Origin of the sequence: Streptomyces glomeratus (assembly GCF_021462825.1) — a bacterium.
Classification (GTDB): Bacteria; Actinomycetota; Actinomycetes; order Streptomycetales; family Streptomycetaceae; genus Streptomyces; species Streptomyces glomeratus.
The window spans coordinates 1-24,622 of the sequence record NZ_JAKEEB010000055.1; the positions used below are offsets into that span (position 1 = coordinate 1).

At 69.0% G+C, this 24,622-nt stretch carries 25 protein-coding genes; 13 read left to right on the forward strand and 12 right to left on the reverse strand.

Annotation, left to right across the window (positions count from 1 at the left end):
• Positions 1–14: 14 nt before the first annotated feature.
• Both LZ604_RS33495 and LZ604_RS33500 read right to left on the reverse strand, forming a co-directional pair.
• Positions 15–242: a ferredoxin gene (locus LZ604_RS33495; RefSeq protein ID WP_234519858.1), complete on the reverse strand. Its 228-nt coding sequence runs from the start codon at positions 240–242 to the stop codon at positions 15–17.
• Positions 239–1,486, reverse strand: a complete 1,248-nt coding sequence (locus LZ604_RS33500; RefSeq protein WP_234519859.1) for an aromatic ring-hydroxylating oxygenase subunit alpha — start codon at positions 1,484–1,486, stop codon at positions 239–241. Before LZ604_RS33500 ends, LZ604_RS33495 begins: the two co-directional genes overlap by 4 nt.
• Before the next feature lie 183 nt (positions 1,487–1,669).
• Here LZ604_RS33500 and LZ604_RS33505 point away from each other — a divergent pair, with 183 nt between their 5' ends.
• Together LZ604_RS33505 and LZ604_RS33510 are read left to right on the forward strand one after the other, a co-directional pair.
• Complete coding sequence (locus LZ604_RS33505; protein ID WP_234519860.1) at positions 1,670–2,422, forward strand: class I SAM-dependent methyltransferase; 753 nt, start codon at positions 1,670–1,672, stop codon at positions 2,420–2,422.
• A 10-nt stretch (positions 2,423–2,432) separates the two neighbouring features.
• Positions 2,433–3,224: a phytanoyl-CoA dioxygenase family protein gene (locus LZ604_RS33510; protein WP_234519861.1), complete on the forward strand. Its 792-nt coding sequence runs from the start codon at positions 2,433–2,435 to the stop codon at positions 3,222–3,224.
• Positions 3,225–3,293: 69 nt separating this feature from the next.
• Here the strand turns inward: LZ604_RS33510 and LZ604_RS33515 are convergent, their stop codons facing one another.
• Positions 3,294–4,505, reverse strand: a complete 1,212-nt coding sequence (locus LZ604_RS33515) for an acyl-CoA dehydrogenase family protein (RefSeq protein ID WP_234519862.1) — start codon at positions 4,503–4,505, stop codon at positions 3,294–3,296.
• A gap of 200 nt (positions 4,506–4,705) precedes the next feature.
• Between LZ604_RS33515 and LZ604_RS33520 the strand changes: the two genes are divergently transcribed.
• On the forward strand, positions 4,706–6,310 hold the full coding sequence (locus tag LZ604_RS33520) for an FAD-binding oxidoreductase (protein ID WP_234519863.1): 1,605 nt from the start codon (positions 4,706–4,708) through the stop codon (positions 6,308–6,310).
• Between the two features lie 320 nt (positions 6,311–6,630).
• On the opposite strand, the gene LZ604_RS33525 is transcribed toward LZ604_RS33520, so the two are convergent.
• Positions 6,631–7,827: a cytochrome P450 family protein gene (locus tag LZ604_RS33525; RefSeq protein ID WP_234519864.1), complete on the reverse strand. Its 1,197-nt coding sequence runs from the start codon at positions 7,825–7,827 to the stop codon at positions 6,631–6,633.
• Positions 7,828–7,942: 115 nt separating this feature from the next.
• Here LZ604_RS33525 and LZ604_RS33530 point away from each other — a divergent pair, with 115 nt between their 5' ends.
• The 4 genes from LZ604_RS33530 to LZ604_RS33545 are packed head-to-tail and all read left to right on the forward strand — an operon-like array spanning position 7,943 to position 10,806.
• Positions 7,943–8,884 carry a class I SAM-dependent methyltransferase gene (locus tag LZ604_RS33530; RefSeq protein WP_234519865.1) on the forward strand — a complete coding sequence of 314 codons (942 nt, stop codon included), beginning with the start codon at positions 7,943–7,945 and terminating at the stop codon, positions 8,882–8,884.
• Positions 8,885–8,894: 10 nt separating this feature from the next.
• Positions 8,895–9,329 carry an ester cyclase gene (locus LZ604_RS33535; RefSeq protein ID WP_234519866.1) on the forward strand — a complete coding sequence of 145 codons (435 nt, stop codon included), beginning with the start codon at positions 8,895–8,897 and terminating at the stop codon, positions 9,327–9,329.
• On the forward strand, positions 9,326–10,294 hold the full coding sequence (rfbB, locus tag LZ604_RS33540; RefSeq protein ID WP_234519867.1) for a dTDP-glucose 4,6-dehydratase: 969 nt from the start codon (positions 9,326–9,328) through the stop codon (positions 10,292–10,294). Before LZ604_RS33535 ends, rfbB begins: the two co-directional genes overlap by 4 nt.
• Positions 10,291–10,806 carry a flavin reductase family protein gene (locus LZ604_RS33545; protein WP_234519868.1) on the forward strand — a complete coding sequence of 172 codons (516 nt, stop codon included), beginning with the start codon at positions 10,291–10,293 and terminating at the stop codon, positions 10,804–10,806. The genes rfbB and LZ604_RS33545 overlap by 4 nt, the downstream gene beginning before the upstream one ends.
• A gap of 77 nt (positions 10,807–10,883) precedes the next feature.
• Here the strand turns inward: LZ604_RS33545 and LZ604_RS33550 are convergent, their stop codons facing one another.
• Genes LZ604_RS33550 through LZ604_RS33565 form a run of 4 tightly spaced genes read right to left on the reverse strand, consistent with a single transcriptional unit; the run spans position 10,884 to position 14,030 of the window.
• Positions 10,884–11,192, reverse strand: a complete 309-nt coding sequence (locus LZ604_RS33550; protein WP_308283705.1) for an acyl carrier protein — start codon at positions 11,190–11,192, stop codon at positions 10,884–10,886.
• A complete protein-coding gene (locus LZ604_RS33555) occupies positions 11,186–12,421 on the reverse strand; it encodes a ketosynthase chain-length factor (RefSeq protein ID WP_308283706.1) in 1,236 nt (411 codons plus the stop codon). The genes LZ604_RS33550 and LZ604_RS33555 overlap by 7 nt, the downstream gene beginning before the upstream one ends.
• Complete coding sequence (locus LZ604_RS33560) at positions 12,418–13,686, reverse strand: beta-ketoacyl-[acyl-carrier-protein] synthase family protein (RefSeq protein WP_234519869.1); 1,269 nt, start codon at positions 13,684–13,686, stop codon at positions 12,418–12,420. The genes LZ604_RS33555 and LZ604_RS33560 overlap by 4 nt, the downstream gene beginning before the upstream one ends.
• Positions 13,683–14,030 carry an antibiotic biosynthesis monooxygenase family protein gene (locus LZ604_RS33565; RefSeq protein WP_234519870.1) on the reverse strand — a complete coding sequence of 116 codons (348 nt, stop codon included), beginning with the start codon at positions 14,028–14,030 and terminating at the stop codon, positions 13,683–13,685. The genes LZ604_RS33560 and LZ604_RS33565 overlap by 4 nt, the downstream gene beginning before the upstream one ends.
• A gap of 246 nt (positions 14,031–14,276) precedes the next feature.
• On the opposite strand from LZ604_RS33565, the gene LZ604_RS33570 reads away from it, so the two are divergent.
• Entirely contained in the window at positions 14,277–15,146 is an 870-nt protein-coding gene (locus tag LZ604_RS33570; RefSeq protein ID WP_308283707.1) for an NAD(P)H-binding protein, read from the forward strand.
• A gap of 50 nt (positions 15,147–15,196) precedes the next feature.
• On the opposite strand, the gene LZ604_RS33575 is transcribed toward LZ604_RS33570, so the two are convergent.
• Together LZ604_RS33575 and LZ604_RS33580 are read right to left on the reverse strand one after the other, a co-directional pair.
• Positions 15,197–16,024, reverse strand: a complete 828-nt coding sequence (locus tag LZ604_RS33575) for an ABC transporter permease (RefSeq protein ID WP_234519882.1) — start codon at positions 16,022–16,024, stop codon at positions 15,197–15,199.
• Between the two features lie 5 nt (positions 16,025–16,029).
• A complete protein-coding gene (locus LZ604_RS33580; RefSeq protein ID WP_234519871.1) occupies positions 16,030–16,989 on the reverse strand; it encodes an ATP-binding cassette domain-containing protein in 960 nt (319 codons plus the stop codon).
• 121 nt (positions 16,990–17,110) lie between these two features.
• Between LZ604_RS33580 and LZ604_RS33585 the strand changes: the two genes are divergently transcribed.
• The 4 genes from LZ604_RS33585 to rfbA all read left to right on the forward strand — a co-directional run bounded on the left by LZ604_RS33585 (position 17,111) and on the right by rfbA (position 22,448).
• Positions 17,111–17,725, forward strand: a complete 615-nt coding sequence (locus LZ604_RS33585; RefSeq protein ID WP_234519872.1) for a TetR/AcrR family transcriptional regulator — start codon at positions 17,111–17,113, stop codon at positions 17,723–17,725.
• A gap of 669 nt (positions 17,726–18,394) precedes the next feature.
• Positions 18,395–20,374, forward strand: coding sequence for an AfsR/SARP family transcriptional regulator (locus LZ604_RS33590; protein WP_267972162.1), 1,980 nt, complete (start codon positions 18,395–18,397; stop codon positions 20,372–20,374).
• Positions 20,367–21,353, forward strand: coding sequence for a Gfo/Idh/MocA family protein (locus LZ604_RS33595; protein WP_234519875.1), 987 nt, complete (start codon positions 20,367–20,369; stop codon positions 21,351–21,353). Before LZ604_RS33590 ends, LZ604_RS33595 begins: the two co-directional genes overlap by 8 nt.
• Positions 21,354–21,521: 168 nt before the next feature.
• Positions 21,522–22,448, forward strand: coding sequence for a glucose-1-phosphate thymidylyltransferase RfbA (gene rfbA, locus LZ604_RS33600; protein ID WP_234519876.1), 927 nt, complete (start codon positions 21,522–21,524; stop codon positions 22,446–22,448).
• On the opposite strand, the gene LZ604_RS33605 is transcribed toward rfbA, so the two are convergent.
• Positions 22,429–23,139, reverse strand: a complete 711-nt coding sequence (locus LZ604_RS33605) for a class I SAM-dependent methyltransferase (RefSeq protein WP_234519877.1) — start codon at positions 23,137–23,139, stop codon at positions 22,429–22,431. The genes rfbA and LZ604_RS33605 overlap by 20 nt on opposite strands.
• Before the next feature lie 32 nt (positions 23,140–23,171).
• The gene (locus tag LZ604_RS33610) at positions 23,172–23,954 is read right to left on the reverse strand and encodes a cyclase family protein (protein WP_234519883.1); all 783 of its coding nucleotides are present in this window, start codon (positions 23,952–23,954) and stop codon (positions 23,172–23,174) included.
• Between the two features lie 193 nt (positions 23,955–24,147).
• Between LZ604_RS33610 and LZ604_RS33615 the strand changes: the two genes are divergently transcribed.
• Positions 24,148–24,594 (forward strand): nuclear transport factor 2 family protein, encoded by a 447-nt coding sequence (locus LZ604_RS33615; RefSeq protein ID WP_234519878.1) that lies wholly within the window; start codon positions 24,148–24,150, stop codon positions 24,592–24,594.
• The last annotated feature ends 28 nt before the right edge of the window (positions 24,595–24,622 follow it).

The window sequence follows — 24,622 nt, forward strand, 5'->3', positions numbered from 1 at the left end:
CCGGTCGCGCCGCTCTACTCGGCGGGCCTGACCGGTTCGGTCACCTCCGCGATGGCTGCCATGGGGCACTCGTCAGCGGCCCGCCGGGCCAGCTCGACGAGGCCGGCAGGAACCGCACCCGAGGGCCCCCTGCCGTATCCCTGGTCGTCCACGGTGAACACCTCGGGGGCGATCCCGGCGCAGATGCCGTAGCCCGCGCACTTCGCGGTCCGCACCGCGAAGTGCCTCGCACCACCGCTCACGACCGCCACTCCCCCGGCCATTCACCCTCGGAACTGAGCATCGCCTTCGCAAGATTCCGGTAGAAGACCAGGACGCCGGGCTCCTTGGGACTCAGGTGCCCGCGTCCGGCGAAGCGGGAGCCGACCGCCCGCTGCACGGCTTCCAGCCCGCGCTGGTCCTCGCCGTTGATGACCGCGGAGTAGGCCTCGACCCCCTGCCGGACCTCCTCCCGGTCCGCCCCTTCCACCAGACGGGCCGGAGTGAGCACGCCCCCCCGCACCTGGGTCCTGTCGACGGACACCGGCAGGAAGCTGAGCCAGATGACCTGGTCCCCACAGGCCGCAAGGCTTCCCGCCGGGAAGGTGAAGAAGCAGTACATGCGCCCCTTCTCCTCGTCCGTCAGGGTCACTCCCTCGGGCTGCAACGGCTCCACCAGCGGCACCAGGAGGCTGGTCGCCCACGGCGAATCCGACCGTACGGCGGTGTCGGTCCCCCCGGGCGCCGACGGGTTCAACGTCTCGGGGTGGAAACCCATGACGTGGTAGTTCTCGTGGGCGTTCTCCACGGCGATCTTCCAGTTGACGGCCCAGTCCTCCACCCAGCTCCCGATCTGCACCATCTCGTCCAGCCGGTAGTGCGCCAAATCCTCGCCGATCCTGCTCAGGTGCGGCGCCAGGGGCTCGGCTTCGGCATCGAGGTTCACGAAGACCAGCCCGTTCCACTCCTCCACCGCGAAGGCGGGCAGCCGGCAGGCGGCGGGGTCGAAGGCCTTGTTCCCGCGCATGAACGTGGCGCCGATCAGACGGCCGTCCAAGCCGTACTTCCACAGGTGCTGCGGACAGGTGAAGGCGTCGGCATGACCCGTGCCCTCCGCGACGACGGGCATCATGCGGTGGCGGCAGATCGGTGACATGCCCCGCAGACCGCCGTCTTCGCCCCGGGCGACGAGAACGGACTCCCCCGCGATGGTGAGTGACAGATAGTCACCCGGTTCCGTCAGTTCGTCCCGGTGCGCGACCAGGATCCAGGAACGGCCGTACACCTTGGTCCGTTCCCATTCGTACACCCGAGGCGAGCTGAACACCCGCGGCGGCAGGCTGATCGCCGGTGCGTCCGCGTCCAGGTATCGCGCCAGTTCCTTGAGCAGCTCCGCGGTGTCCCCCGGGTCCTCCTCCGTGGCGGAGGCGAGCGGCCCGAAACCCCTGTCGTCGTCCCAGGCCCCGCCGTCCCGTCCGCCGCCCGTCGTCGTCCGGCTTGCGCTCACGTTGCGACTCCTCTGTATGGACAGATCCGCTTCCGTCGCGAGCCTGTCGCCCCTCGGTGGTGAATCGGTGCAGATGCCATGGAGCGGCGCGGGCTCACGAAGGCGCGCACTCCATCCCCGTGCGACAGATCGTCGAGCCGCCCGTCCGAACATGAGCCAGACACCGACCGCCCCGGGGGAGCCATGTACGGGACCGAGCAAGCCGACATCTTCGAACTGATGCACAAGTCCAGGGGCAAGGACTACGGGGCGGAGGCCGAAGAGGTCGCACGACGGGCTCGCCTGCGCAAACCGGATGCGGACTCACTGCTGGACGTCGCATGCGGCACCGGCGCACATCTGCGGTACTTCGCGGACCTTTTCGGTCATGCCGAGGGACTCGAGATGTCGGAGCCCATGCTCGCCCTGGCCCGAAAGCGGCTCCCCGCCCGCTGCGTGGTGCACTCGGGCGACATGCGCGCCTTTCGGCTCGGCCGCACCTTCGACGTCGTGACGTGCATGTTCGGGTCGATCGGCTACGCGGCCGGAACGGCCGAGCTGGAGGCGGCACTGCGCTCCTTCGCCGCGCACCTGGTGCCGGGAGGCGTGGTCGCCGTCGATCCCTGGTGGTTCGCCGAAACCTTCCAGGACGGCTACGTCGCGGGCCATGTCACACAGACGGACGGGAGGACGGTGGCCCGGGTCTCGCACTCCGCGCGGGCGGGAGACACATGTGTGATGCGGGTGCACTACCTGGTGGCCGACGCACGGGCCGGTGCCCGCCACTTCGCCGAGGAACACACCATCTCGCTGTTCACGCGCGAGCAGTACGAGACCGCCTTCACCTCCGCCGGGCTGTCGGTCGAGTACGTGGCGGGCCTCAACTCCGGGCGCGGCCTGTTCCTCGGCACCCTCCTCGACACCGCGCAGGATCAGCACCGACCCTCAGCCCACTAGGAGAGAACAGATGGTCGATTCCCACCGGCTTGCCGCACGTGTGCCCTTGACCCATGAGGCCGAGCAGCACTACCGGGAGAACGGGTATGTGCATTTCCCCGGGATACTCTCCCCCGCCGAGGTGGCCGAATACCGGGCCGCCGCCGAGCAACTCGTGCGCAAGGAGGGGCCGGAGCTCTGGGGCCCCGAGGACGAGGTGCAGGTGCACTACGTCGCCAACGCATGGCGGAAGCACGACCTGCTGAAGAGGCTCGCACTGCATCCCGTGATCACGGGCCTGGCCTCCGCGCTCGCCGAGGTTCCGCTGCGGCTCTACAGCAGCGACATCCTGCTCAAGAAGCCGCGCCGGGCACTGCCCACACTGGTCCACGACGACGAGACCGGCCTGCCGATGTCCGATGCCCGCAGGACTCTCTCCGCCTGGATCGCGCTCGTCGACGTTCCCGAGGAGCGCGGCTGCCTGAGCTTCATGCCCGGTTCGCACCTACGGCCGGACTCCGCATGTCAGGGCCATATGACCAGCTTCGCGGAGTTCGTCAACATCACTGAGATCTGGCCGGACTATGCGTGGCGGCCCTGGACCACCGTCCCGGTACGCGCCGGAGACGTCACCTTCCACCACTGCCGCACCGTGCACCGGGCCGGCGTCAACGACACCGACGAGGCCCGTGTCGGCTACGGCGTCGTCTACATGGACGCGACCGCCACCTACCTGCCGGGCGTCCAGGATCAGCACCTGCGCCATCTGCGCCCCGGACAGCCGCTGGACGGCCCCGACTTCCCCCTCATCGAGGCCGGCTGACCGGTGCGCACTCCGCAGGGGGTTCCCGGGCCGTTCGGAGAGGCCCGGGAACCCCCCTCTTGCGGACCCTCACGATTGCAGTGCGCAGCCGCTCAGGAAGTCGACGGCGTCCCCGTAGGTGTAGGGCTGCATGAACCAGCCGGCACGGACGTCGCGGTAACGCCGTGACAGGGGGTGACCGGAGGTGAACGACGCCCCTCCCACCACCGTCATGGCGTCCTCCACGATCGCGGACGCGTTCCTGTTGACCGTGAGCTTCGCATACTGGAAGGGCGCCATCATCACCCTGCCCCGTTCCGCGGGGTCCTCCAGCGCGTGGTGGGCGTAGTGATCGGTGTTGTCGAGCGCGGCGGCCAGTGTGGCACGCAGGCAGTACAACTTGGCGTCGAGCTCGGCGAGGAGCGTGCCCACTCCGCCGGAGAGCGGGCCCTTGCGCCCTGCGGCGGCGTTCACCGCGATGTCCCTCGATGCCTGGGCGATGCCCGCATACACGCCGAGCAGACCGATCGAGCTGACCGCCTGCCCCGCGAGGGCGGCGTCGTTCCGTGCGCCGACGGGACCGCGCAGGAACAGATCGGTCTCCGGGATGGAACAGCCGTCGAAGATCACCTCGGAGCTGGCCGACGCCCGCATGCCCATGCCGTCCCAGTTGTCGGGCACCGAAAGGCCCTCGGCTCCGGCGGGCACGAAGACCGAGGCCAACCGGGGCTCCCCGCTGACGGGCCGGGTCTCCGCCTGGACAACGAAGTGGGTTGCGACGGGGGCCATGCTCACAAGGATCTTGCGGCCGTGCAGGGTCCAGCCGCCGCCGGCCGCGGGAATCAGACGGGTGATGGCACCCGCGTCCTTGAGGGCACCGCTGACCACCGCGTCCTCGTTTCCCATCAGCCGAAGGATGCGTTCTGCGAGCCTGCGGCCGGCATCGGTGCCGTGTGCGAGCTCGTACGACATCGTCAGGCCCCGGCTGAGCTGCATGTGAAGGCAGAGCGCGACGGACGGGTCGGCCTCCGCCAGCCGCATGACGGCCAGGCAGACGTCGTGGACGCTGCCGAGGCCGAGACCGCCCAGCTCCCGTGGGACGGTCGCCCGGAGCACTCCGGCATCGATCAGCGACTTGAAGATCTCCGCGGGAAAGCTGCCCTCCCGGTCGTGCGTGGCGGCGACGGCCTCGATGTTCGGCAGCTGGCCGGCAATGATCTCCAGAAGCTCGCGTCCCTCCGGCGTCCGCGGCTGGTGCAGTGCGCCCACCATCAAGGCGTGCTTGCTGCCCAAAAGCGTCATAGTGCCCCCTGCTCTCCTCATGCCCGGTCGGAACCCGTTCAGGGGTTCGAGCACGGGAAAGCTACTGCCGCCCCTTCGATTTCCACTCGTTTCGCCGTCCACGCCGCCGCTATCCGAATACCAGAGGTCATCCATACCTTCGGTGCCACGGGGGCCTTCGTCCGGTCCCCGACACTTCTCAGGAAAAGGCTGGTGGTGACGTGTCAGAGGTATCGCGGCGTCGTTTTCTCGGCAGAGCGGCGGCGGCCGGCGGTGTGGCGTGGGCCGGGACCGTGGTGTCCGCGCCGGACGCCGCACGGGCCGCTGCCCCCTACGGCCCGGGGCCCGAGGACGCGGTCACGGTCGGCCCCTCGGACGCGAGGTACCAGGACCTGGTGCTCCGGGGGATCAACAAGGCGTTCACCGGCCATCCGGAGTCGATCCGTGTGGTGACCGCCCCCGAGCAGGTGGCGCAGGTCGTGCAGGAGGCGGTCTCGGCAGGCAAGCGCATCGCCGTGCGCAGCGGCGGGCACTGCTTCGAGAACTTCGTCGACGACCCGGACGTGAACGTGGTCATCGATGTGTCACGGATGAAGGCGGTGTCCTACGACCCGCGTCACGGCGCCTTCGCCATCGAGTCCGGGGCCACGCTCGGGGACGTCTACACCGACCTCTACCTGGGATGGGGCGTGACCCTGCCGGCCGGCACCTGCCCGGACGTCGGGATCGGAGGGCACCTGGCCGGCGGCGGATACGGCGCGCTGGCCCATCGTCACGGGCTGGCCGCCGACCATCTGTACGGCGTCGAGGTCGTGGTGGTCGACCGGTCGGGCCGCGCCAGGACCGTCCTGGCCACCCGGAACCCCGACGACCCGCACCGGGACCTGTGGTGGGGTCACACGGGTGGGGGCGGCGGGAACTTCGGCGTGGTCACCCGCTACCTGGTGCGCTCCCCCGACGCCAGGGGCGACGATCCCTCCACGGTGCTTCCCCGTCCGCCCGGCAAGCTGCTGACCTGCAGCGCGGTCTGGCAGTGGGCCGATCTGAACGAGGCCTCCTTCAGCCGGCTCGTACGGAACTTCATGACCTGGCGGGAGCAGAAGGGGCCCACCGCCGATCCGGAGCTCAACGCGGGCTTCACGCTGAACCACGCGATCAACGGGCAGATCGAGCTCGACGTGGGCATCGACGGCACCCTGCCCGGCGCTCAGCAGCGGATCGACGACTATCTGGCCGCGGTCTCCCACGGGGTCGGCGCCCACTACGCCACCACGCCGTCGTCAGGGCCCTGGCTGAAGAAGACGCTCTACTACGTCTACCCCGGCGACTACTCCTTCAAGAACAAGGACGCCCTGCTGCGCACGGCATGGACGGACCAGCAGATAGCGACGGTGCACCGCTACCTGACCCAGGGCGGTGCCGAGCACTACGGCGCCCAGGTCTTCGTCGGCCACTACGGTGGGAAGGTCAACACCGTGGCCCCCTCCGCGACGGCCATGCCCCACAGGGACTCGCTGTTCAGCGCCGTCTTCCAGGCCCCGTGGTTCTCCCAGGACCAGGCGGCGGCACAACTCGCCTGGGTGCGCTCCCTCTACCGGGACGTGCACGCGGACACCGGCGGCGTCCCGGTGCCGGGTCCCGCCTACGGCGGCTGCTACATCAACTACCCGGACACCGATATCGCGGACCCCGCCTGGAACAAGTCCGGCGTGCCCTGGCACGCGTTCTACTACCGGGACAACTACCCCAGGCTGCAACGCGTCAAGGCGCACTGGGACCCGCGCAACGTCTTCCACCACGCCCTGTCCATCGAGCCCGGAGCCTGATCCCCCGGGCAGCGGCCCAGACCCGGCCGTCGCATCCGCGCGGCGGCCCCCGGACAGGTGCCGGGAGTGCGACGACAGGGCCTGGGAGTGCTTTCAGGACAGGTTGGTGGAGCGGCCGGCTGGTGGCGGGCCGCCGATGCCGGTGCGGGGCCGGCGGTGGTCGTACCGGTCCAGGCAGTCGGGGAACGCTGTCTGCCGCTCGATGGCGGCAGGGGTCCGACGTGGGCTGGAGTGAGGCCGGCTGGAGAGATCGTGCATGCCCGCTGTCCCCATGCCGGCGGTAGCGGTCGGCCCTGTCATGGGCCTCCCCGACCGCACACCTAGGACATCGTCACCGGCAGCCCGAGAAGCCCACGGGTGACCGGTGAGCGAGGGCGTCGGCGGGGCACACCCGCGCGACGCAGCTCCGTGGGCATGGACGCGATCGCGGTGACGGCGGCGACGGCGTGCGCCCGGGCGGCGGGTTCGACGACCGAGGCGGGTGTACCCGCGCCGAAGGTGAGGTGACGGGCGCTGTCCGTGCGGCTCAGGTCGTAGCGGCCGGGGTCCGTCCAGACCCTGGGGTCCTTGTTGGCGGCCTCGACCAGCACCACGACACTCTCCCCCGCGCCGACCGGGCATCCCTCGATCCCGGCGGCCTCCTGAGCGATCAGTCTCAGGAGGCGGACCGGCGGCGAGTGCCTGAGCCCCTCCTCGACGGCCTGAGCCGCGAGGCCCGGATCCTTCCGCAACAGGCCGTACTGGCGGGGATGTTCGAGGAGCGCGTCCACCACGCCGCACACCAGGTCGGCCGTGACGGACACACCGAGGACGGCGAGCAGAACGGCGGCCGTCGTGTCGAGGGGGAGCGGCCGTACCAGTTCCTCGATCCGCTCGATGGCGGCGGTGAGCGCGAGCGCGGTCTCGAGCCGTGGCGGGCACAGCACCGCGTCGAGCGCCATCCGCGTGTCCCGGGCCAGAACCTCGAACCGCGGGCGGGAGCCGGCCGGCAGGCCGATCAGCTCGGCGACGCCGGCGGCCGCCAGTGGGTGCGCGACGTCGGCGAGCAGATCGAACGGGCCCGCCCTGCCGTCCAGGGCCCGCCGCCATGCCTCCTCGGCGGGGCCGTCGGTGCCCGCCGGCCGGACCAGGCCGCGCAGGGCCTCGTAGTCCGCCCGTGGCAGGTCGAGGCGTGCCCGGTCCAGGGGCAGGACGTCGTCGAGGGGTGGCACGTCCCACGGCATCGGGTCGTCCGGGAGCACCAGCTCGGCGGGAACCGGGCGCATCCGCCGATGGCTCATCCGCGGGTCGGCCAGGAGCCGTTCGGCGACCGTGTGGTCCGCGGTGACCCACGCGTCGGCGACGCTTCGGTAGAGCGCACCGCGCCGCCGGACCTCGCGGCCGAGCATCTGCGGATCGTCCTCCGCCGCCCGGAGCAGGAGTGCGTACGGATCGTCCTTGACGCCGTAGACCCACTGGAAGCCACGCAACGTCAGCAGCATGCGGCCGAGTTCGCCGTCATCGATCTTCACCACCACGTGCGCACGCTAGCGGCCGCGGCTAGAGCACTCCTCGACTCGATCCGCCCTCGACCCCCGTGCAAGAGACGCTGACGACGCTGGGCACCGCTGAGGGACCGGTGGAGGAGCGAACATGGAGCAACAGACCTACAAGTACGAGGTCACCCGGGCATTCGACAAGTCCGCGGCCAGCTACGACAGGCTCGGGGTGACCTTCTTCGGGCCCATGGGAAGGCGGCTGGTCGAACGGCTGGCCCCGCTGCCGGGAGAGCGGGCACTCGACATCGGCTGTGGCCTCGGCGCGTGTCTGTTCCCCGCCGCCGAGGCGGTCGGTGCCGACGGCCGTGTGATGGGCATCGACATCGCCCCGGGGATGATCGAGAGGGCGCGTGCGGAAGCCGTACGGCGGCGGCTGGCCCATGTGGACCTCCGGGTGATGGACGCCGAGGAACCCGGCCTGGACCCGGGAACGTTCGACGTCGCGATGGGCAGCTACAGCCTGATCTTCCTGCCCAACGCCAGGGCGGCACTGCAGAGGTACGCCCGGATCCTCTCGGACGGGGGCCGGATCGGATTCACCAGCCCGGTGTTCCGGCAGGACACCTTTCCCTTCCTTCCCCCGGTCTTCACCGAGCTCATCCCCCGCTCGCTGCTGAGCAGCCTGCCCTCCGAGTGGCGGCCCGATGCGCTGCGGCGGCGGTTCAACAGCTGGCTGGAGCACGAGGACGATGTGCGCCGGACCATGGAGGAGGCCGGATTCACCGACGTCAGGGTCGAGGACGAACCCGTCGACCTGGTGGCCCCCTCCGGAGAGGTCTGGGTGGACTGGTCCCACACTCATGGCATGCGGCTGCTGTGGGAGCACCTGTCCGCCGACGAGGCACAGCGGTTGCGGCGCCATCTGACCACCGAACTGGATGCGATGCGTGAGGGGGACGGGCCGCTGACGATCGAGACGCCGGTCCGCTTCGTCCTCGCCGCCAAGGCGGCCACGAAGGCCCCGCGGCCCGGGTCGAGCGAGGCTCGATCGGTCGGCGACCGGTCTTTGCACATCCTCGGGCGACGAGCCTCGTGAAAGGACATCCATGAGTCCCCACCTGGACGCGGTACGGCGGGTCATCCATGCCTTCAACACGGGCAAGGTCGACGACGTCGACGAGTACATCCACCCCGAGTACCTCAATCCGGCCACCATCGAACACGGGATCTCGCAGGGGCCCGAGGCGTTCGCGATGGTCGTGAAGTGGGTCAAGACGACCTTCTCCGAGGAGGCGTACCTGGAGGAGATCAGACTCGAGGCCAAGGACGACTGGGTCCGTGCGCACCTGATGCTCTACGGACGCCATGTCGGCAACCTCGTCGGCATGGCCCCGACCGGCCGCCGCTTCGCGGGCGAGCAGATCCACCTCTTCCGTCTCGTGGACGGCAAGGTCAGGGATCACCGGGACTGGCCCGACTTCCAGGGCACCTACCGTCAGCTCGGCGAACCCTGGCCGGAGGCGGGCGGATGGCGTCCATGAGGATCTTCGTCACCGGAGGCGCCGGTTTCATCGGCTCGGCGTATGTGCGCGCCATGCTGGCCGGGCGTTATCCGGGGTTCGAGGACGCCGCGGTGACCGTGTTCGACAAGCTGACCTATGCGGGCAATCGGGCCAACCTTCCCCGGACGCATCCCCGGATGACCTTCGTGCGGGGTGACATCTGCGACGGCCGGCTGCTCGGGCGGGTGCTCCCCGGCCACGACGCGGTGGTCCATTTCGCCGCCGAGTCGCACGTCGACCGGTCGATCGCCGGATCCGCCCCGTTCGTCGCCACCAACGTCCTCGGTACCCACAGCCTCCTGGACGCCTGTCTCGGCTCCGGTGTCTCTCGTTTCGTCCATGTGTCGACGGACGAGGTGTACGGGTCCATCGACAGCGGAGCCTGGCCCGAGGACCACCCGCTGGAGCCCAACTCGCCCTATGCCGCCTCGAAGGGAGCCGCCGATCTCCTGGTCCGGGCCTTTCACCGCACCCATGGCCTGAAGACCACGATCACGCGCTGTTCCAACAACTACGGGCCCTACCAGTACCCGGAGAAGGTCATCCCCCTCTTCGTCATCAGGCTGCTTGAGGGCTCCGACGTGCCCCTCTACGGCGACGGGCTGAACGTGCGGGAGTGGATCCACGTCGAGGACCACTGCCGGGCGATCCAGCTCGTGCTGGAGTCCGGCCGGCCGGGCGAGACCTACAACGTCGCGGGCGACGCCTCCTTGACGAACCGTGAGCTCACCGGGCTGCTCCTCGCCGCCTGCGGCGCGGACTGGGCCCGGGTGAAGCACGTGCCGGACCGGAAGGCACACGACCGCAGGTACGCGCTGGACGGTTCGAAGATCCGGGAAGAACTCGGCTTCCGGCCGGCCATCCCGCTGGAGCGTGGCCTGGCGGACACCGTGCGCTGGTACCGCGAGAACCGAGACTGGTGGCGGCCGCTCGGAGGTGGATGATGCCGGCGGGCCCGCTCGGCGGTGCCGCCGTCGACCCGGCGACGTTCCGGCGGGCCCTCGGCCGGGTGCCGACCTCGGTGAGCGTGATCGCGGCCGGCACCCGCGAGGGACCTGCCGGTCTCGTGGTGGGGAGCCTGGTCTCGATCTCGCTCGTCCCCCCGCTGATCGGGATCTTCGTCAGCGAGAGCTCGACCAGCTGGCCACGGATCGAGGCCACCGGTACCTTCACCGCCAACGTGCTGGCCCACGGCCAGCACGAGTTGTGCGCCCGTTTCGCCAGGCCCGGCGGCGCAAAGTTCACCGGACTCACCTGGCTCACCTCGCCGCTGGGCAATCCGCTGCTGCCGGGAGTCACCGGCTGGATCGACTGCACGCTCAGGGACGTGCTCCGGATCGGGGACCACTCCCTGGCGGTGGGGCAGGTCGAGAGTGCGGGAGAGGGGAACGGTGGCCCCCCTCTCGTCCATCACGAGGGTCTGCTACGGGCCCTTGCGCCGTACGGCGAACGCTAGAAGGCGTCCGTCCGGCCGCTCCTCCCCCGAACGCGAGCCCGGGGGAGGAATGGCCGGACACCGGCCGCAGCCTGCGCTCAGGCGGCCTCGGCGGCCGTCCTTCTGACCAGTTCGAGGAGCGCGCGCGGTGTCCGGGCGGCGGCCACGTCCTCCTCGGCCAGCTGTATGCCGTACGTCCGCTCGACGCGGCTCGCGGTCTCCAGCAGGGCGAGCGAGTCGTAACCGAGGTCCGCGAAGGAGAGGTCCAGCGGGTCGCGCCCGGCCTCGACCTCCTCGCCCTGGCCGGAGCACTCACGCATGATCTCCATCAGTTCGGCGCCGGTCAGCTCGTCCATCGTGTTCTCGCTTCCGTTCTCGTCGGTGTCTCGAGACGTCGTGTTCAGCACGGACCGCCCTTTCCCTCGGGCCCGGCCGGCTTCCTGATCACCATCGCCGCGTTGAAGCCTCCGTGGCCGCGCGCCAGGACGAGGGCCGTCGACACAGCGGTTTTCCGGGGTCGTACGACCAGGTCGAGCTCGTGTTCCGGTGCCGGGCGGACGTTGGCCGTCGGCGGGATCGTGCCGTGTCGCATCGCCAGCAGGGCGGTGGCCAGATCGAGCGCCGCGCCGCCTGCGCCGAGACGCCCGGTGAGGGACTTGGGTACGGTCACCGGTACGCCGTAGGGCCCGAAGAGGTCGCGCAGCATCGCGGACTCCCGCCGGTCGAGTTCCGGCGTTCCCGCCCCGTCGGCGAACACCACGTCCACCTCCGCTGCCGACAGCTTCGCCTGCTCCAGCGCGAGTTCCACGGCACGTCCCAGCGTGGGCGGACGCCCGCTGCCGGGCGGCGGGTCGAAGGTCGCCGCGTATCCGGCGATCTCCCCGTAGACGGAGGCACCGCGGGCGCGCGCCGACTGCGCCGACTCCATGACGAAGAGCGCGCCGCCTTCTCCGGGCACATGGCCGTCGGCGTCCGCGTCGAAGGGAAGGTAGGCGCGTTCGGGTGCTTCGGTGCTGCTGATCCTTCCGCTGGTGAGCTGCGCCACCCACCCCCACGGACAGGGCGAGCCGTCGACTCCCCCGCCCAGCATCAGTGGTATCCCGTCCGTCACATGCCGCTTGGCCTGGGCGATGGCGTCCAGGCCGCCGGCCTGTTCGGTCACCAGCACACCGCTGGGTCCGCGCAGTCCGTGCCTGATCGATATCTGGCCCGAGTTGACGGCGTAGAACCAGGCGAAGGACTGGTAGACGCTCACGTGGGCCGGGCCCTTGCTCCACAGTGCCTGAAGTTCGCGCTGCCCGAACTCGAAGCCGCCGGCCGAACTCGCCGTGACCACGCCCATGGCGTACTCGGGCAGATCTCCCGTGTCCAGTCCGGCGTCCTTGACGGCCCAGTCGGCGGCCGTCAGCGCCAGCCTGGTCATGTGGTCGGTCTGTGGAAGCAGTCTGCTCGGAAGGTGCTCCTCGGGGACGAACCCCTCGATCTGTCCGGCGTTGCGGCACGGATAGCCATCGGGCTCGAACCGGGAGATACGACCGATCCGGCAGTGGGCGGCGACGGTGTTCCTCCAGTGCTCGGCCGCGCCGAGTCCGGTGGGCGCCAGCACGCCCATGCCGGTGATCACGGTCGACGTCACCTGGCGCTCCGTTCCGGCCGGCGCAGCACCATGGCGCTCTGGAACCCGCCGAAGCCGCTGCCCACGGTGAGCACCGTGTCGAAGCGGCCCTCCCGGGCGGTCAGGGGGACATAGTCCAAATCGCAGACGGGATCGGGCTGGTGCAGGTTGGCGGTCGGCGGTACGACGTCATGCTCGACAGCCAGCGCGCATGCCGCGATCTCCAGCGAGCCGATGGCGCCCAGAGAGTGGCCGATCATCGATTTGATGCCGCTGACAGGCACCCGGTAGGCGTCCTCGCCGAGGCTGCGCTTGAAGGCGGCGGTCTCGTGTCTGTCGTTCTGGAGGGTGCCCGAACCATGGGCGTTGACGTAGTCGATGTCGGCCGGGGTGATCCGCGACTGATCCATCGCCGTCACGATCGCCTCCGCCATCTCCGTTCCGTCGGGCCGCAGTCCGGTCATATGGAACGCGTTGCTCCGCGAGGCGAACCCGGTGACCTCTGCGTACATGTGCGCGCCGCGGCGTCGTGCGTGCTCGTACTCCTCGAGGACGAACATCGCCGAGCCTTCACCCAGCACGAACCCGTTGCGGCTGGCGTCGAACGGGCGGGACGCCGTGGCGGGCTCGTCGTTGCGGGGGGTGGTCGCCCTGATGGCGTCGAAGCACGCCAGGGTGATCGGTGAGATCGGCGCGTCGGTGGCCCCGGCGACCATGATGTCGGCCGACCCCTCCCGCAGGAGCTCGACGGCCCGGCCGACGGAGTCCAGTCCGGAGGTACAGCCGGTGGAGACCAGCGACACCGGGCCTTCGGCACCGATCTCCCAGGCCACCTCGCTCGGGATGGAGCTCGGCACGAGATAGCCGAACAGATGCGGCACGGCGTACTCGTCGTCGACCAGCCATCGCCTGCCGCCGTCGCTCACGACGACGTACTCCTCCTCCAGACCGGTGGTGCAGCCCACCGCGCTGCCCACCACCACACCGGTCCGGGACGGGTCGAACGACTCCAGGTCCAGGCCGCTGTCCCGCAGGCACTCACGGGCGCTGACGACGGCCAGTTGGGCGGAGCGGTCCATCCGCCGCGCCTGCTGCGGAGAGAGCCCTTCGGCGAGCGGGTCGAAGTCGCACTCGGCCGCGACCTGGGACCTGAAGGGCGCCGGGTCGAAGAACGAGATGCGTCTGGTGGCCGTACGGCCCGCGGTCAGCAGTTCCCAGAAGGCCTTGACCCCGGTGGCACCGGGTGCGACCACCCCGATGCCGGTGATCACGACCCGCCGGCTCACCGCTGCTCCCCGCGGCCGGCCGAGACGACGAGTCGTGGCCGGTACAGATGCGGTTCGCTGGTGCTCAGCGTACGCAGCCGGGCGACATGCGGCTCGAACTCCGGGTGCGCCAGCGCCTTGTGGAAGCATTCGATGTCGCGCCAGCGCGCGATGTTGATGTAGCTGTGCTCGTCCTCCGCATGCTTCAACAGCGTGTTTCCGAGGAAGCCGGCCTGCCGGGCCATGAACTCACAGACCTCGGCGAACACGCGCTCGAACTCGTCGTCGGGCGCGTGTGTGGTGAACCGATTGACGAACGTGACATCGCCGCCGCCTTCCCTGACCCGCGGCTGCCCCTCGAGCATCTCAGACCCTTTCGCAGCAAGGCACTTGACACGGTGCTGATGTATCTGTTCTCGACAGTGCGCGGGGCCTCTCGCAGCTTGGTCAAACCTCGCTTGACCATCGCCGGTTCCGGCACTTTGGAACGTCGAACTTCCAAAATCGAGCACCGGGACTCCATTATGGAGAGCAGAATGATGGCAGTGTTGGCCTTGGGAGCCCCGGTCCTGTACGGACGGCTCCACCGGACCTATGAAGGGATGGATGGCGTGACCATCCTCGTGACTGGAGCGACAGGCAACGTCGGGCGCCTGGTGGTCGATCAGCTCGTCAAGGCGGGGGCGAGCGTACGAGCGCTGACCCGCGATCCCGGTGCCGCGGCCCTCCCCAAGGGCGTCGAGGTGGCCGCCGGGGACCTCACCCGGCCCTCGAGCCTGACGGAGGCGCTCGACGGCGTGGACCGCATGTATCTCTTCCCCGTGGCCGAGACGGCGCGGGAGGTCGTCGACCTCGCCAAGCGCGCCGGAGTGCGGCGGATCGTCGTACTGTCCTCCGGTGCCGTGACCACCGGGTACGACACCGACTTCCATCTCCCGGTGGAACAGGCCGTGGAGGCCTCCGGTCTGGAGTGGACCCATGTGCGACCCGGCGAGTTCGCGCTCAACAAGCTCTGGCTGTGGGGCCCGTCGATCCGGGCCGAACGCGTGGTGCGCGACCCCTACCCGAACGCGGCCGGGTATCTGACCCACGAGAGGGACATCGCCGACGTGGCCACCATCGCCCTGCTGGAGGACGGGCACGTGGGCCGGGCCTACACGCTCTGCGGCCCCGCTCTGATCGACACCAGGGAACAGGTGCGCATCATCGCGGAGGCCGTCGGCGAGGAGATCCGCTTCGAGCAGGTCACAGCGGACCGGGCCCGCGACATCTACCGGAAGCAGGGCGGATTCGCGGCGGCCAACGCCGACTTCCTGCTCGGCTTCGAGGACTACTCGGGCGTCGAGACGGATCCGTCCGACGCACACGAGAAGTGGGAACCCGAGGCCCCCGTCGAGATGCCGACCGCCGAGCCGGTCACCGGCAGGCCGGCCAGGACGTTCGCACAGTGGGCGCGCGATCACGCCTCCGACTTCCGCTGACGCGCCGTGGTCCGGCTCCGCCACGAAGGACGGGGCCGGACCACGAGGAGTCAGCCGCCGAGGTTGCGCCAGCGCCTGACGGACAGCGGCATGAAGACGACGATGATCAGCAGCGGCCAGGCGATCGCCAGCAGCAGGGAGTGGTGCGCCGGCCACGAGCCCCCGGCGCGCCCGGGATTGCCGAACAACCGGCCGCACGCCCCGACCGTGGCCGAGAGGGGGTTCCACTCGGCGATCACGCGCAGCCACACGGGCATCTGGGAGGGTGAGACGAAGGTGTTGGCCAGCAGGGAGATCGGGTAGAGCGGGATGAACGCGGCGCCTGCCGCCTCCTGCGGAACCAGCAGGCCCATGTAGATCCCCACCCAGATGAGCGAGAAGCGCAGCAGAAGCAGCAGTCCGAAGGCCGCCAGGGCCTGCGCCGGCCCATGGTGCCAGCGCCAGCCGATGGCGAGCCCGCACAGCACGAGGAGGAACAGTTCCACCGCCGAGTGGAACATGTCGGCGAAGTTGCGCCCGAGCACGACCGCCGCCGAGGACATGGGCATGGAGCGGAACCGGTCGGTGACTCCTCTGGCCACATCGTTGGTGACGATCGTCAACGTGGTCACCGCACCGAAGAGCATCGTCTGCCCGAACAGACCCGGCATCAGGAACTGACGGTAGTCGCCGCCCCCCGGCACCTTCATGGCGCTGCCGAAGATGAAGCCGAAGATCAGCACGACCATGATCGGCCAGAAAAGGCTGTACACCAGGACGAAGGGCTTGCGGGTCCAGTGGACGAGGTTCCTGCGGAGCAGGACGCCGGCATCCGCCACGATCCAACGGAGCGAGGCGATCCGGGACTTGGGGATGGCCGGAGCGGGGAGTGCGGTCAGGGGCGTCACGCCGGGGTCTCCTCGGTCTGGGGACGGGCCGTCAGATACAGGAAGGCCTCGTCGAGTGTGGGACGGCGGAGCGAGATGTCCTCGATCTCGATCCCGGCCTGGTTCAGAGCGCTGATCACCTCGAGGAGGGCGGCGGTGCGGTCGGTCACCGGGATGTTGATCCTCCCGGTCTCCCCGTCGACCTCGGGCTCGGTTCCGGCGATCCTTTCGAGCAGGGACGCCGCCACCGATAACGACCGGGCGTCCCGGAGCACCAGATCGATCCGGTCCCCGCCGACGAGCGACTTCAGACGCTCCGGAGTGTCGTCGGCGATCACCCTGCCTCGCGCGATGACGGCGATCTGGTGCGCCAGTTGATCCGCCTCCTCCAGATACTGCGTCGTCAGCAGGACGGTCGTGCCCCCTGCGGCGAGGGCGCGGACGGACCGCCAGACCTCGTTGCGGCTGGCCGGATCGAGACCTGTCGTGGGCTCGTCGAGGAACATGACCGCGGGCGCCAGCATGAAGGCGGCAGCGAGGTCGAGCCGCCGGCGCATACCGCCCGAATAACCCCCGGCGCGCCGGTCGGCGGCCTCGGTGAGCCCGAACTGTTCGAGCAGTTGGCCCGCCCTCTCGCTTGCGCCTCTGGGACCGAGATGATGGAGTCGGCCCCACATCTCCAGGTTCTCCCGGCCGGTGAGGATCTCGTCGACGGTCGACCGCTGCCCGGCCAACCCGATCCGGTAGCGCACCTGCGCGGCCTGCGCGGAGACGTCGAACCCGGCGACAGTGGCCCTGCCGCTGTCAGCCCGTATCAAGGTGCTCAGCACCCGTACCGCCGTGGTCTTGCCTGCGCCGTTCGGTCCGAGCAGACCGCACACGGTCCCCTCCGGTACCTCCAGCGAAAACCCGTCGAGGGCGTTGACCTTGCCAAAGCGCTTGCACAGCAGCTCCGCGGTCAAAGCGAACGTGGACATCGCAGCACCTTCCATAGGACTGTCCGCGCCAAAGTAGCACTGCGAGTCTCATTATGGAACATCAATGATCTATTTTGGTAAGCGCTGGCCTCTACAACAGACTCTGGTTAGGCTGCTTTACATGCCGAGCACCGTGCCCCCACACGCGGCGCCCGCGGAGTCACGAGTCCGCGCACGCACGCGCCGTGCCATCCTGACGGCCGCCGCGTCGCTTCTGGCCAGAAACCGCGGCGCGACGCTTGCGGAGATCGCCGAGGCCGCCGACGTGGGACGGACGAGCCTGCACCGCTACTTCCCGGACCGCGAATCGCTGATCAACGCGGTCATCCAGGACTCCGCCAGCGTGATGAGTCAGGCGATCCAGGAGGCCCGGCTGGACGACGACGATCCGGTGCAGACCTTGCGCCGGCTCGTCGCGACGATGTTCGACGTGGGCGACCATCTCCTCTTCCTGTTCAGCGATCCCGGCGTGCGCGCCACCTTCGAGAACCTCAGCGAGCAGGGAGCCAGGACCGACGCCGTGGCCCGCCTGATCGAACGAGGCTGCGCGGAGGGCGTCTTCGACTCCAAGGTGAGCAGCGCCTGGATCGAGAGCGTGTTCTGGGCCCTCATCTACGCCGGCTGCGACGCCGTACACAAAGGGCGACTCCCGCGGCACCAGGCCCTGAACTCGGTGCTGCGCAGTCTCGAGAACGGCATTCGCATCAAGGGCGCCGGGGAAGAACCCGATGTCTGACCTCGCATCACATCAGCTTCGACGTCACTATTCGCGGCACCAACCGAAGGAGCGGGATGCCTCTTCAAGCGGTCGGCCCGGACGCCCGCTGCGGGACGGACGCCAGCCGGAGACAGCAAGCACCGAGGAAGCCGGTCAGCGGTGACGGGGGCAACCACCTCCCTGCAAACCCCGTCCGACCACGAAGAGCCGGCAGCGCCGGCCACCCCGGGCGGGCCTGAGGGCGGGGCCTGACCCGCACGCCCGGCCCGGCACGCGACGTCACTGCCGCCGGGCCCACCCCGTCCGCCCGCCGAAGTACTGAAGCCTCGAAACAAGACGCAATCCGAGCCACTCGACAGCCCTTTTGAGAAAGCCCTTACCGAATTCGGGGCGATTTCACACGATGACGCCGCACACAAAGACGTGGCGGCGCCCCCGATCACCGTCGGCATAGCCGCGGCGGCCAGTCGCGCAGGAGCGTGACCAGGTGCCGTCACCGGTGAGGCTCTCACCTCGCCGGATTCGCCCGTGCCGCCATCCCATTTCGAAAGATTCCAGCCATCACGCGGTGTCGCGTGTGCGACTGGAACTCTCTGCTCAACCTTGCTCGACCGTACGTTCGTCAGTTAGTTTTCCACTACACGACTGTTAGCACATCGTTACCAGTCGTCAGCGAACGGGGGTTTCATGGATTTCCGAGTGCTGGGGCCCATAGAAATACTCGACCATGGGTGCAATGTCGTTCCAACGGCACCGAAACCGCGACAGGTCATCTCTCTCCTGCTTCTGCGACGGAACACCCTGGTCCAGACGGCCGAACTGATCGACGAACTGTGGGAACACAATCCGCCGGGCAGCGCCATGACAACGTTGCAAACCTACGTGTACAAACTGAGAAAGGTGCTGCTCCGTCAGGGCGGCGAGGAGATCCTCCATACCAAGCCGGGCGGCTATCTGCTCGCGGTCCCCGATTCGGCAATCGACCTGCACACGTTCGAGACCGATGCGAACGCGGGTAAAGCACTGCTCGAGGAGGGCGATCCGGTCGGCGCGGCCGCGGTGCTGAAACGAGCGCTCGCCATGTGGCGCGGTCCGGTGCTCGCCGATGTCGCGCCGGGCAGCCTGCTGACCTCGTATGTGATCCGGCTGCAGGAACTCCACTTCCGGACCCGCGAGCTGCGCATCCAGGCCGACCTGCGGTTAGGCCTGCACCGTGAGTTGATAAGCGAACTGAAGTCCCTGATGATGGCGCATCCCCTGCACGAGAACCTGCACGCGTTCCTCATGATCGCCCTGCACCGCTCGGGACGCCGGCACGAGGCACTCGAGGTGTACCAAGTGCTGCGGAACAACATGGTCGAGGAGCTCGGACTCGAGCCGGGGCAGGAACTCAAGCAACTGCACCGGGCACTGCTGGCGGACGGCCCCCTGGACACCTCCGTCCCGCACCATCAGCTCACTGCCGTGATGGCGGAACCGGCCGAACTGACCATGCTCTCCGCAGCTCCCGCAGCTCCTGCCGCCCCAGCCGCTTCGCCGTCGGCGCCGAGCACCCCGAGGCGGGCCCCGCAGCCGGCCGTCGCCGGTGTCCCGACCCCGGCGCAACTCCCTGCCGACCTGGCCGACTTCACCGGAAGAGGCGCGGTGGTCGGCGACATCGTCGCCGACTTCACGGCGGCACAGAAAGCGGGAGCGCTGCGCACGGCCCCGTGGATGGCTCTGATCAGCGGTATGCCAGGGGTGGGGAAGACCGCCCTCGCGGTGCATGTGGCGCACCTGGTCCGCGGGCAGTTCGGTGACGGCCAGCTCTTCGCCGACCTGCGGGCCTCGTCGGCGACACCGAGGAATCCGGGGGAAGTCCTGCTGGGCTTCCTGAGGTCGTTGGGGATGGCCGAACACCAGATACCCGACGACACAGAGGAACGGTGCAACCTCTTCCGCTCGGTGACCGCCAACCGTCGTCTGCTGATAGTCATCGACGACGTCACCTCGTCGGCCGACCTGCGCCCGCTGCTTCCGGCCAACCCGGAGTGCGCCGTGATCGTCACCGGCTGCCGGACGCTGCACGGGGTGGGCGGAGCGCTGAACGTCGACCTCGACGTCATGGACCACGCGGAGGGGGTCGAGTTGCTGGCCCGCATGGTCGGCCGTGCGCGGCTCGAGGCCGAACGCCGTGCCACCGACCGGCTCGTGGAACTCTGCGGCCGGCTGCCGGTCGCGCTCCGGTGCATCGGCAGCAGGCTGGTGGCGGTGCCGGGGCTTCCCCTCACCGTCCTCGCGGACAGGCTGACGAACTCTCCGCAGGCTCTCGACGAGCTCTGTCTCGGTGATCTGAACCTGCGGGCGATGTACGACTCCAGCTACGCCCGGCTCAGCCGGCAGGAGCAGAGCACCTTCCGGCTGCTCAGCATGCTGCCCGGCGCGGCGTTCACCGGGGACGCGGCGGCAGAGCTTCTCGGCTGGGAGCCGGCCGCCGTCGAGCGCCTGCTCATCCGGTTCGCGGACGACCACCTCATCAAGATCGTCGGATTCGGCAACGACAAGATCCACTACGCCTTTCCCGAACTGACGAGGGCGTACGCCAAGTCCCGTCTCGACTCGGTCCTCACGGACGCCGCCCAGAGCGTCCTGGTGGCCAGCGTTCCCGGGGAGGTCGCCGATGTCTGATCGAGAGGGGGCCCGGCCGTTGCGCATCGGGGTTCTGGGATGCGCCGACATCGCCCTGCGCAGGATGCTGCCCGTGATCGTCGGCGCCGAGTCCGCGCGGATCGTGGCAGTGGCGAGCCGGTCGCGCCAGAAGGCCGAGCGGGTCGCGGAGCGTTTCGGATGCGACGCGGTGACGGGCTACCGGAATCTGCTCGCCCGGGACGACATCGACGCGGTCTACATCCCGTTGCCGCCGGGACTGCACTTCGAGTGGATCGCCGAGGCACTGCACGCGGGCAAACACGTACTGGCGGAGAAGCCTCTGTGCACCACCTACAGCGAGACGGTGGCCCTGATGAAGCTCGCCAGGGAGCGCAATCTGGTGCTCGTGGAGAACTTCATGTTCCTGCACCATGCGCAGCACACGGTGGTCCGCGGACTCGTCGAGGAGTCGATCGGCAGGCTCCAGGTCTTCTCCAGCTCCTTCGGGGTGCCCCCGCTGAATCCCGAGTCGTTCCGGTACCAGCCGTCCCTGGGCGGCGGCGCCCTGCTCGACGTAGGCGTGTATCCGCTGCGCGCGGCGCAGTTGTACCTCCCCGGGGAACTGGAGGTCCTGGCCGCGACCCGGCGGATGGACCCGGTCACGGGCGTCGACGTGGCGGGCAGTGCGCTGCTGGTCACTCCGGCGGGGGTGACGGCCCAATTGGACTACGGCTTCGAACATTCCTATCGGTGCACCTACGCCCTGTGGGGCAGCGGAGGACGGATCAGCCTGGACCGTGCCTTCACACCTCCCGAGCAGCTCAAACCGTTGGTCACCATCCAGCAGCAGGACCGGTTGACCCAGCTCAACGCGCCCGCCGACCACCAGGTGCGCAACGCGTTCGAGGCCTTCGTCGCCGCGGTCCGGTCCGGCACCGGCGCGCCGCGGGCCGAGGCCGAGGCGCTGCGGCAGGCCCGCCTCGTCGAGGACGTACGGCAGAGAGCGAGGACGGTCTGACCGGTGCCCTCGAATCCACGGCGGGAATCCGTTCACCTCTTTCGACGACTCGAATTCCCCTCGCACATAACTTGACCAAAGTGCGCGTTCCTTGCGGCCTCTCTTGCGCCTTCCCTAGCATGATTGTTCGTACGCGGCCCCGAACAATCCTCCAGGAAGGCTGTGCACATGAAAGGAATCATCCTCGCCGGCGGCTCGGGGACAAGACTTCATCCCATTACGCTCGCCGTATCGAAACAATTACTTCCGGTCGGCGACAAGCCCATGATCTACTATCCGCTCGCGGTGCTCATGCTGACCGGAATCAAGGACATTCTGATCATTACGACGCCGGCCGATCTCCCGCAGTACCGCGATCTGCTGGGCGACGGATCGCATCTGGGCCTCCGTATCACCTATGCCGAGCAGGATCGGCCGCGTGGGATCGCGGAGGCACTGGTCATCGGCGCCGATCATATCGGCTCCGATTCCGTCGCGTTGGCGCTCGGTGACAACATCTTCCACGGCAACCAGTTCTCGGACACGCTGGCGGAGAATGCGGCCGATATCCATGGATGCGTTCTCTTCGGCTATTCGGTGCAGGATCCCGAGCGTTACGGCGTAGGGGTGACGGATGAGAACGGAAGGCTCCTGTCGATAGAGGAGAAACCGACGCATCCCCGGTCCAACCGGGCGATCACCGGGCTCTACTTCTACGACAACGACGTGGTCGACATCGCCAAGAACACCCAGCCGTCGGCACGCGGGGAACTCGAGATCACCGATGTGAACCGGGTCTACGTGGAGCGGGGCCGGGCGAGGCTGGTCGAGTTGGGCCGGGGCTTCGCCTGGCTGGACACCGGCACCCCCGAATCGCTGCTCCAGGCGGGTCAGTATGTGCGGACCCTGGAAGAGCGCCAGGGCGTCCGCATCGCCTGCATCGAGGAGATCGCGCTGCGCATGGGATTCATCGACGCCGACTCCTGCTACCGGCTGGGGGAACGGCTGTCCAACTCCGGCTACGGCAAGTACGTCATGGCCATCGCCGCCGAATTCGCACAGAACCCGGCGACGACGGCGGAAGGTGCCGAGGAGATCAGGACCGCGTCCCGATGAACAGTCCGCGACCGGTTGGACCGCCGGGCAGGAACTCGGCGGTGCAGCCGGCCGCGTGGAAGGCGTTCAGATACTCCTCCTCGGTCCACAGCGACAGCACGTCTATCTCGGTGAACTCCCTGATCCCGGACCGGTCGCCGACGACGAACCGCACCTCCATCCGGGTGGCGCGCCCCTGGAGGGTGGAATGCGAGACGCGGGTGACGGTCACGCCGTTCTCCTGAGCCAGGTCACCGGCGACATAGCCCTCGATGAAGTCCTCCGGGAACCACCACGGCTCGACGACGAGGACACCGCCGGGGACCAGGTGGCGCGCCATCGTCGCGACGGCCGAGCGCATGTCCTCCACCTCGCCCAGGTAACCGATCGCGCAGAACAGGCAGACGACCGTGTCGAAGGTGCGCCCGAGGTCGAAGGCGCGCATGTCCCCCGTGTGCACCTTGACGTCCGGCAGCCGTTGCGCGGCGAGCTCGCGCATCGGTTCGGCTATCTCCAGCCCCTCGGTGTGCCGGAAGACCTCGCCGAAGGTCCTCAGATGAGCCCCGGTCCCGCAGGCGACGTCGAGCAGTGACGCGGCGTCCGGCTTCCGGGAGCGGATCTCCCGGGCGACGTCCTTGGCCTCCGCGGCCCAGTCCTTGCCACGGCTGCGGTAGATGATCTCGTACACCTCGGCCAGCTCTGCGCTGAACATGCTGTTCTCCTTGTGTGGTCGGTGCTGGTCGGTCACTGTTCGTCGACGAGGGCGACCGCACGGGTCCAGCCCGCGCCGGCGCCCGCGATCTTCACGGGGAAGCAGGCGACTTGGAAGCCGTACGGCCCCGGCAGCGCCTCGAGGTTGGCGAGCCGTTCGATCTGGCAGTACTCACGGTCCCGGCCCACGACGTGCGCGGGCCACAGCACCGATCGGTCGCCGGTGGCGCGGTATCGGGCGATGACATCGCCGAACGGTGCGTCCAGGCTGAACGCGTCGGTCCCGATGACCCGTACGCCCAGATCCAGCAGAAGACGGACCGCCGGGCCGTCGAGGCCGGCGAACTCGGTGAAGTACTCCCGGGTGCCTGCCCTGGCCGCGGCGCCGGTGTTCAGCAGAACGATCTCCCCGGGCTCGGGGGTGTGCCCGATCCGCGCGAACTCCTTCTTGAGCCGTGCCGCCCCCACGGCTCCCGTGGGGGCGTCGGTCAGGTCGAGTACGACACCGGGGCCGAAGAACCAGTCGAGCGGCATCTGGTCGATGTGCCGCGGCTCCCCGTCGCCGTAGGAGGCGCGTGACCCATAGTGCGAGGGGGCGTCGACATGGGTTCCGGTGTGCGTGGTCAGGGCGAGCCGGTCGAGGGAGAGGAACTCACCGTCCGGCAGCTCGTCGGGGTCGAGCTCCAGCCCGAAGTGCTCTCGCATCTCCGCACTCATGTGCAGGGCTCCCTGACGAGGCGTCAGTACGTCGTGTGTCACCGGATCGGGCTCGTACAGCGATGAGTCGACCGCCGATGACAGATCGATGATCCGCAATGTCTCACTCCCCATGGCCTGCTCCGTCTCATCCGTCCGGATCATCGCGGGGCGCCCCTGCATACCGATGGAAGTTCGCTGGTAGGCCGCGCCCGTCGCTCGCGGCGGGGACACGGCGCCGTCTCCAGCGGGGCTCGAACCCGATCCCCGATCGTGACGACGCCGACCAGCACACCGACCACGGGAGCACGCCATGACGGCTTCGACCGACGCCCTCACCGCAGCCGAGTTCGCCACGGTCCACGCGGAGGTACAGCAGTTCTACGCCGAGCACATGCAGCTCCTGGACTCCGGAGCGGCCTCGGAGTGGGCGGCCACCTTCACCGAGGACGGCTCGTTCGCCCCTCCTTCCGCCCCCGAGCCGATCGTGGGCAGGAAGGCGCTCGAGGCGGGAGTACGGACGGCGCAGGCCGAACTGGCCGAGAGCGGCGAGGTCGTGCGGCATCTGTTCGGCATGATCGCCGTTAGGCCGCTGCCGGACGGGGCGCTGAAGGTCAGGAGCTATGTCCAGGTCATCAAGACTCGCCGGGACGGGGAACCCAGGCCGGCCCTGATGTGCGTCTGCACCGACCTCCTGGTGCGCGAGGAGGGGGCGCTTCTGGTGAAGGAGCGTCAGGTCACCCGTGACGACAGGCCGTAGGCCGACCTGTGACGATCACTTCGGCGGT

Bases quoted from the DNA above. Each gene is read 5' to 3' on its own strand.
- rfbB (WP_234519867.1), top strand. From the start codon at position 9,326: ATGAGGATCTTCGTCACCGGAGGCGCCGGTTTCATCGGCTCGGCGTAT.
- LZ604_RS33535 (WP_234519866.1), top strand. From the start codon at position 8,895: ATGAGTCCCCACCTGGACGCGGTACGGCGGGTCATCCATGCCTTCAAC.
- LZ604_RS33585 (WP_234519872.1), top strand. From the start codon at position 17,111: ATGCCGAGCACCGTGCCCCCACACGCGGCGCCCGCGGAGTCACGAGTC.
- LZ604_RS33605 (WP_234519877.1), bottom strand. From the start codon at position 23,139: ATGTTCAGCGCAGAGCTGGCCGAGGTGTACGAGATCATCTACCGCAGC.
- rfbA (WP_234519876.1), top strand. From the start codon at position 21,522: ATGAAAGGAATCATCCTCGCCGGCGGCTCGGGGACAAGACTTCATCCC.
- LZ604_RS33530 (WP_234519865.1), top strand. From the start codon at position 7,943: ATGGAGCAACAGACCTACAAGTACGAGGTCACCCGGGCATTCGACAAG.
- LZ604_RS33615 (WP_234519878.1), top strand. From the start codon at position 24,148: ATGACGGCTTCGACCGACGCCCTCACCGCAGCCGAGTTCGCCACGGTC.
- LZ604_RS33505 (WP_234519860.1), top strand. From the start codon at position 1,670: ATGTACGGGACCGAGCAAGCCGACATCTTCGAACTGATGCACAAGTCC.
- LZ604_RS33515 (WP_234519862.1), bottom strand. From the start codon at position 4,505: ATGACGCTTTTGGGCAGCAAGCACGCCTTGATGGTGGGCGCACTGCAC.
- LZ604_RS33565 (WP_234519870.1), bottom strand. From the start codon at position 14,030: ATGCTCGAGGGGCAGCCGCGGGTCAGGGAAGGCGGCGGCGATGTCACG.
- LZ604_RS33580 (WP_234519871.1), bottom strand. From the start codon at position 16,989: ATGTCCACGTTCGCTTTGACCGCGGAGCTGCTGTGCAAGCGCTTTGGC.
- LZ604_RS33510 (WP_234519861.1), top strand. From the start codon at position 2,433: ATGGTCGATTCCCACCGGCTTGCCGCACGTGTGCCCTTGACCCATGAG.
- LZ604_RS33595 (WP_234519875.1), top strand. From the start codon at position 20,367: ATGTCTGATCGAGAGGGGGCCCGGCCGTTGCGCATCGGGGTTCTGGGA.
- LZ604_RS33590 (WP_267972162.1), top strand. From the start codon at position 18,395: ATGGATTTCCGAGTGCTGGGGCCCATAGAAATACTCGACCATGGGTGC.
- LZ604_RS33545 (WP_234519868.1), top strand. From the start codon at position 10,291: ATGATGCCGGCGGGCCCGCTCGGCGGTGCCGCCGTCGACCCGGCGACG.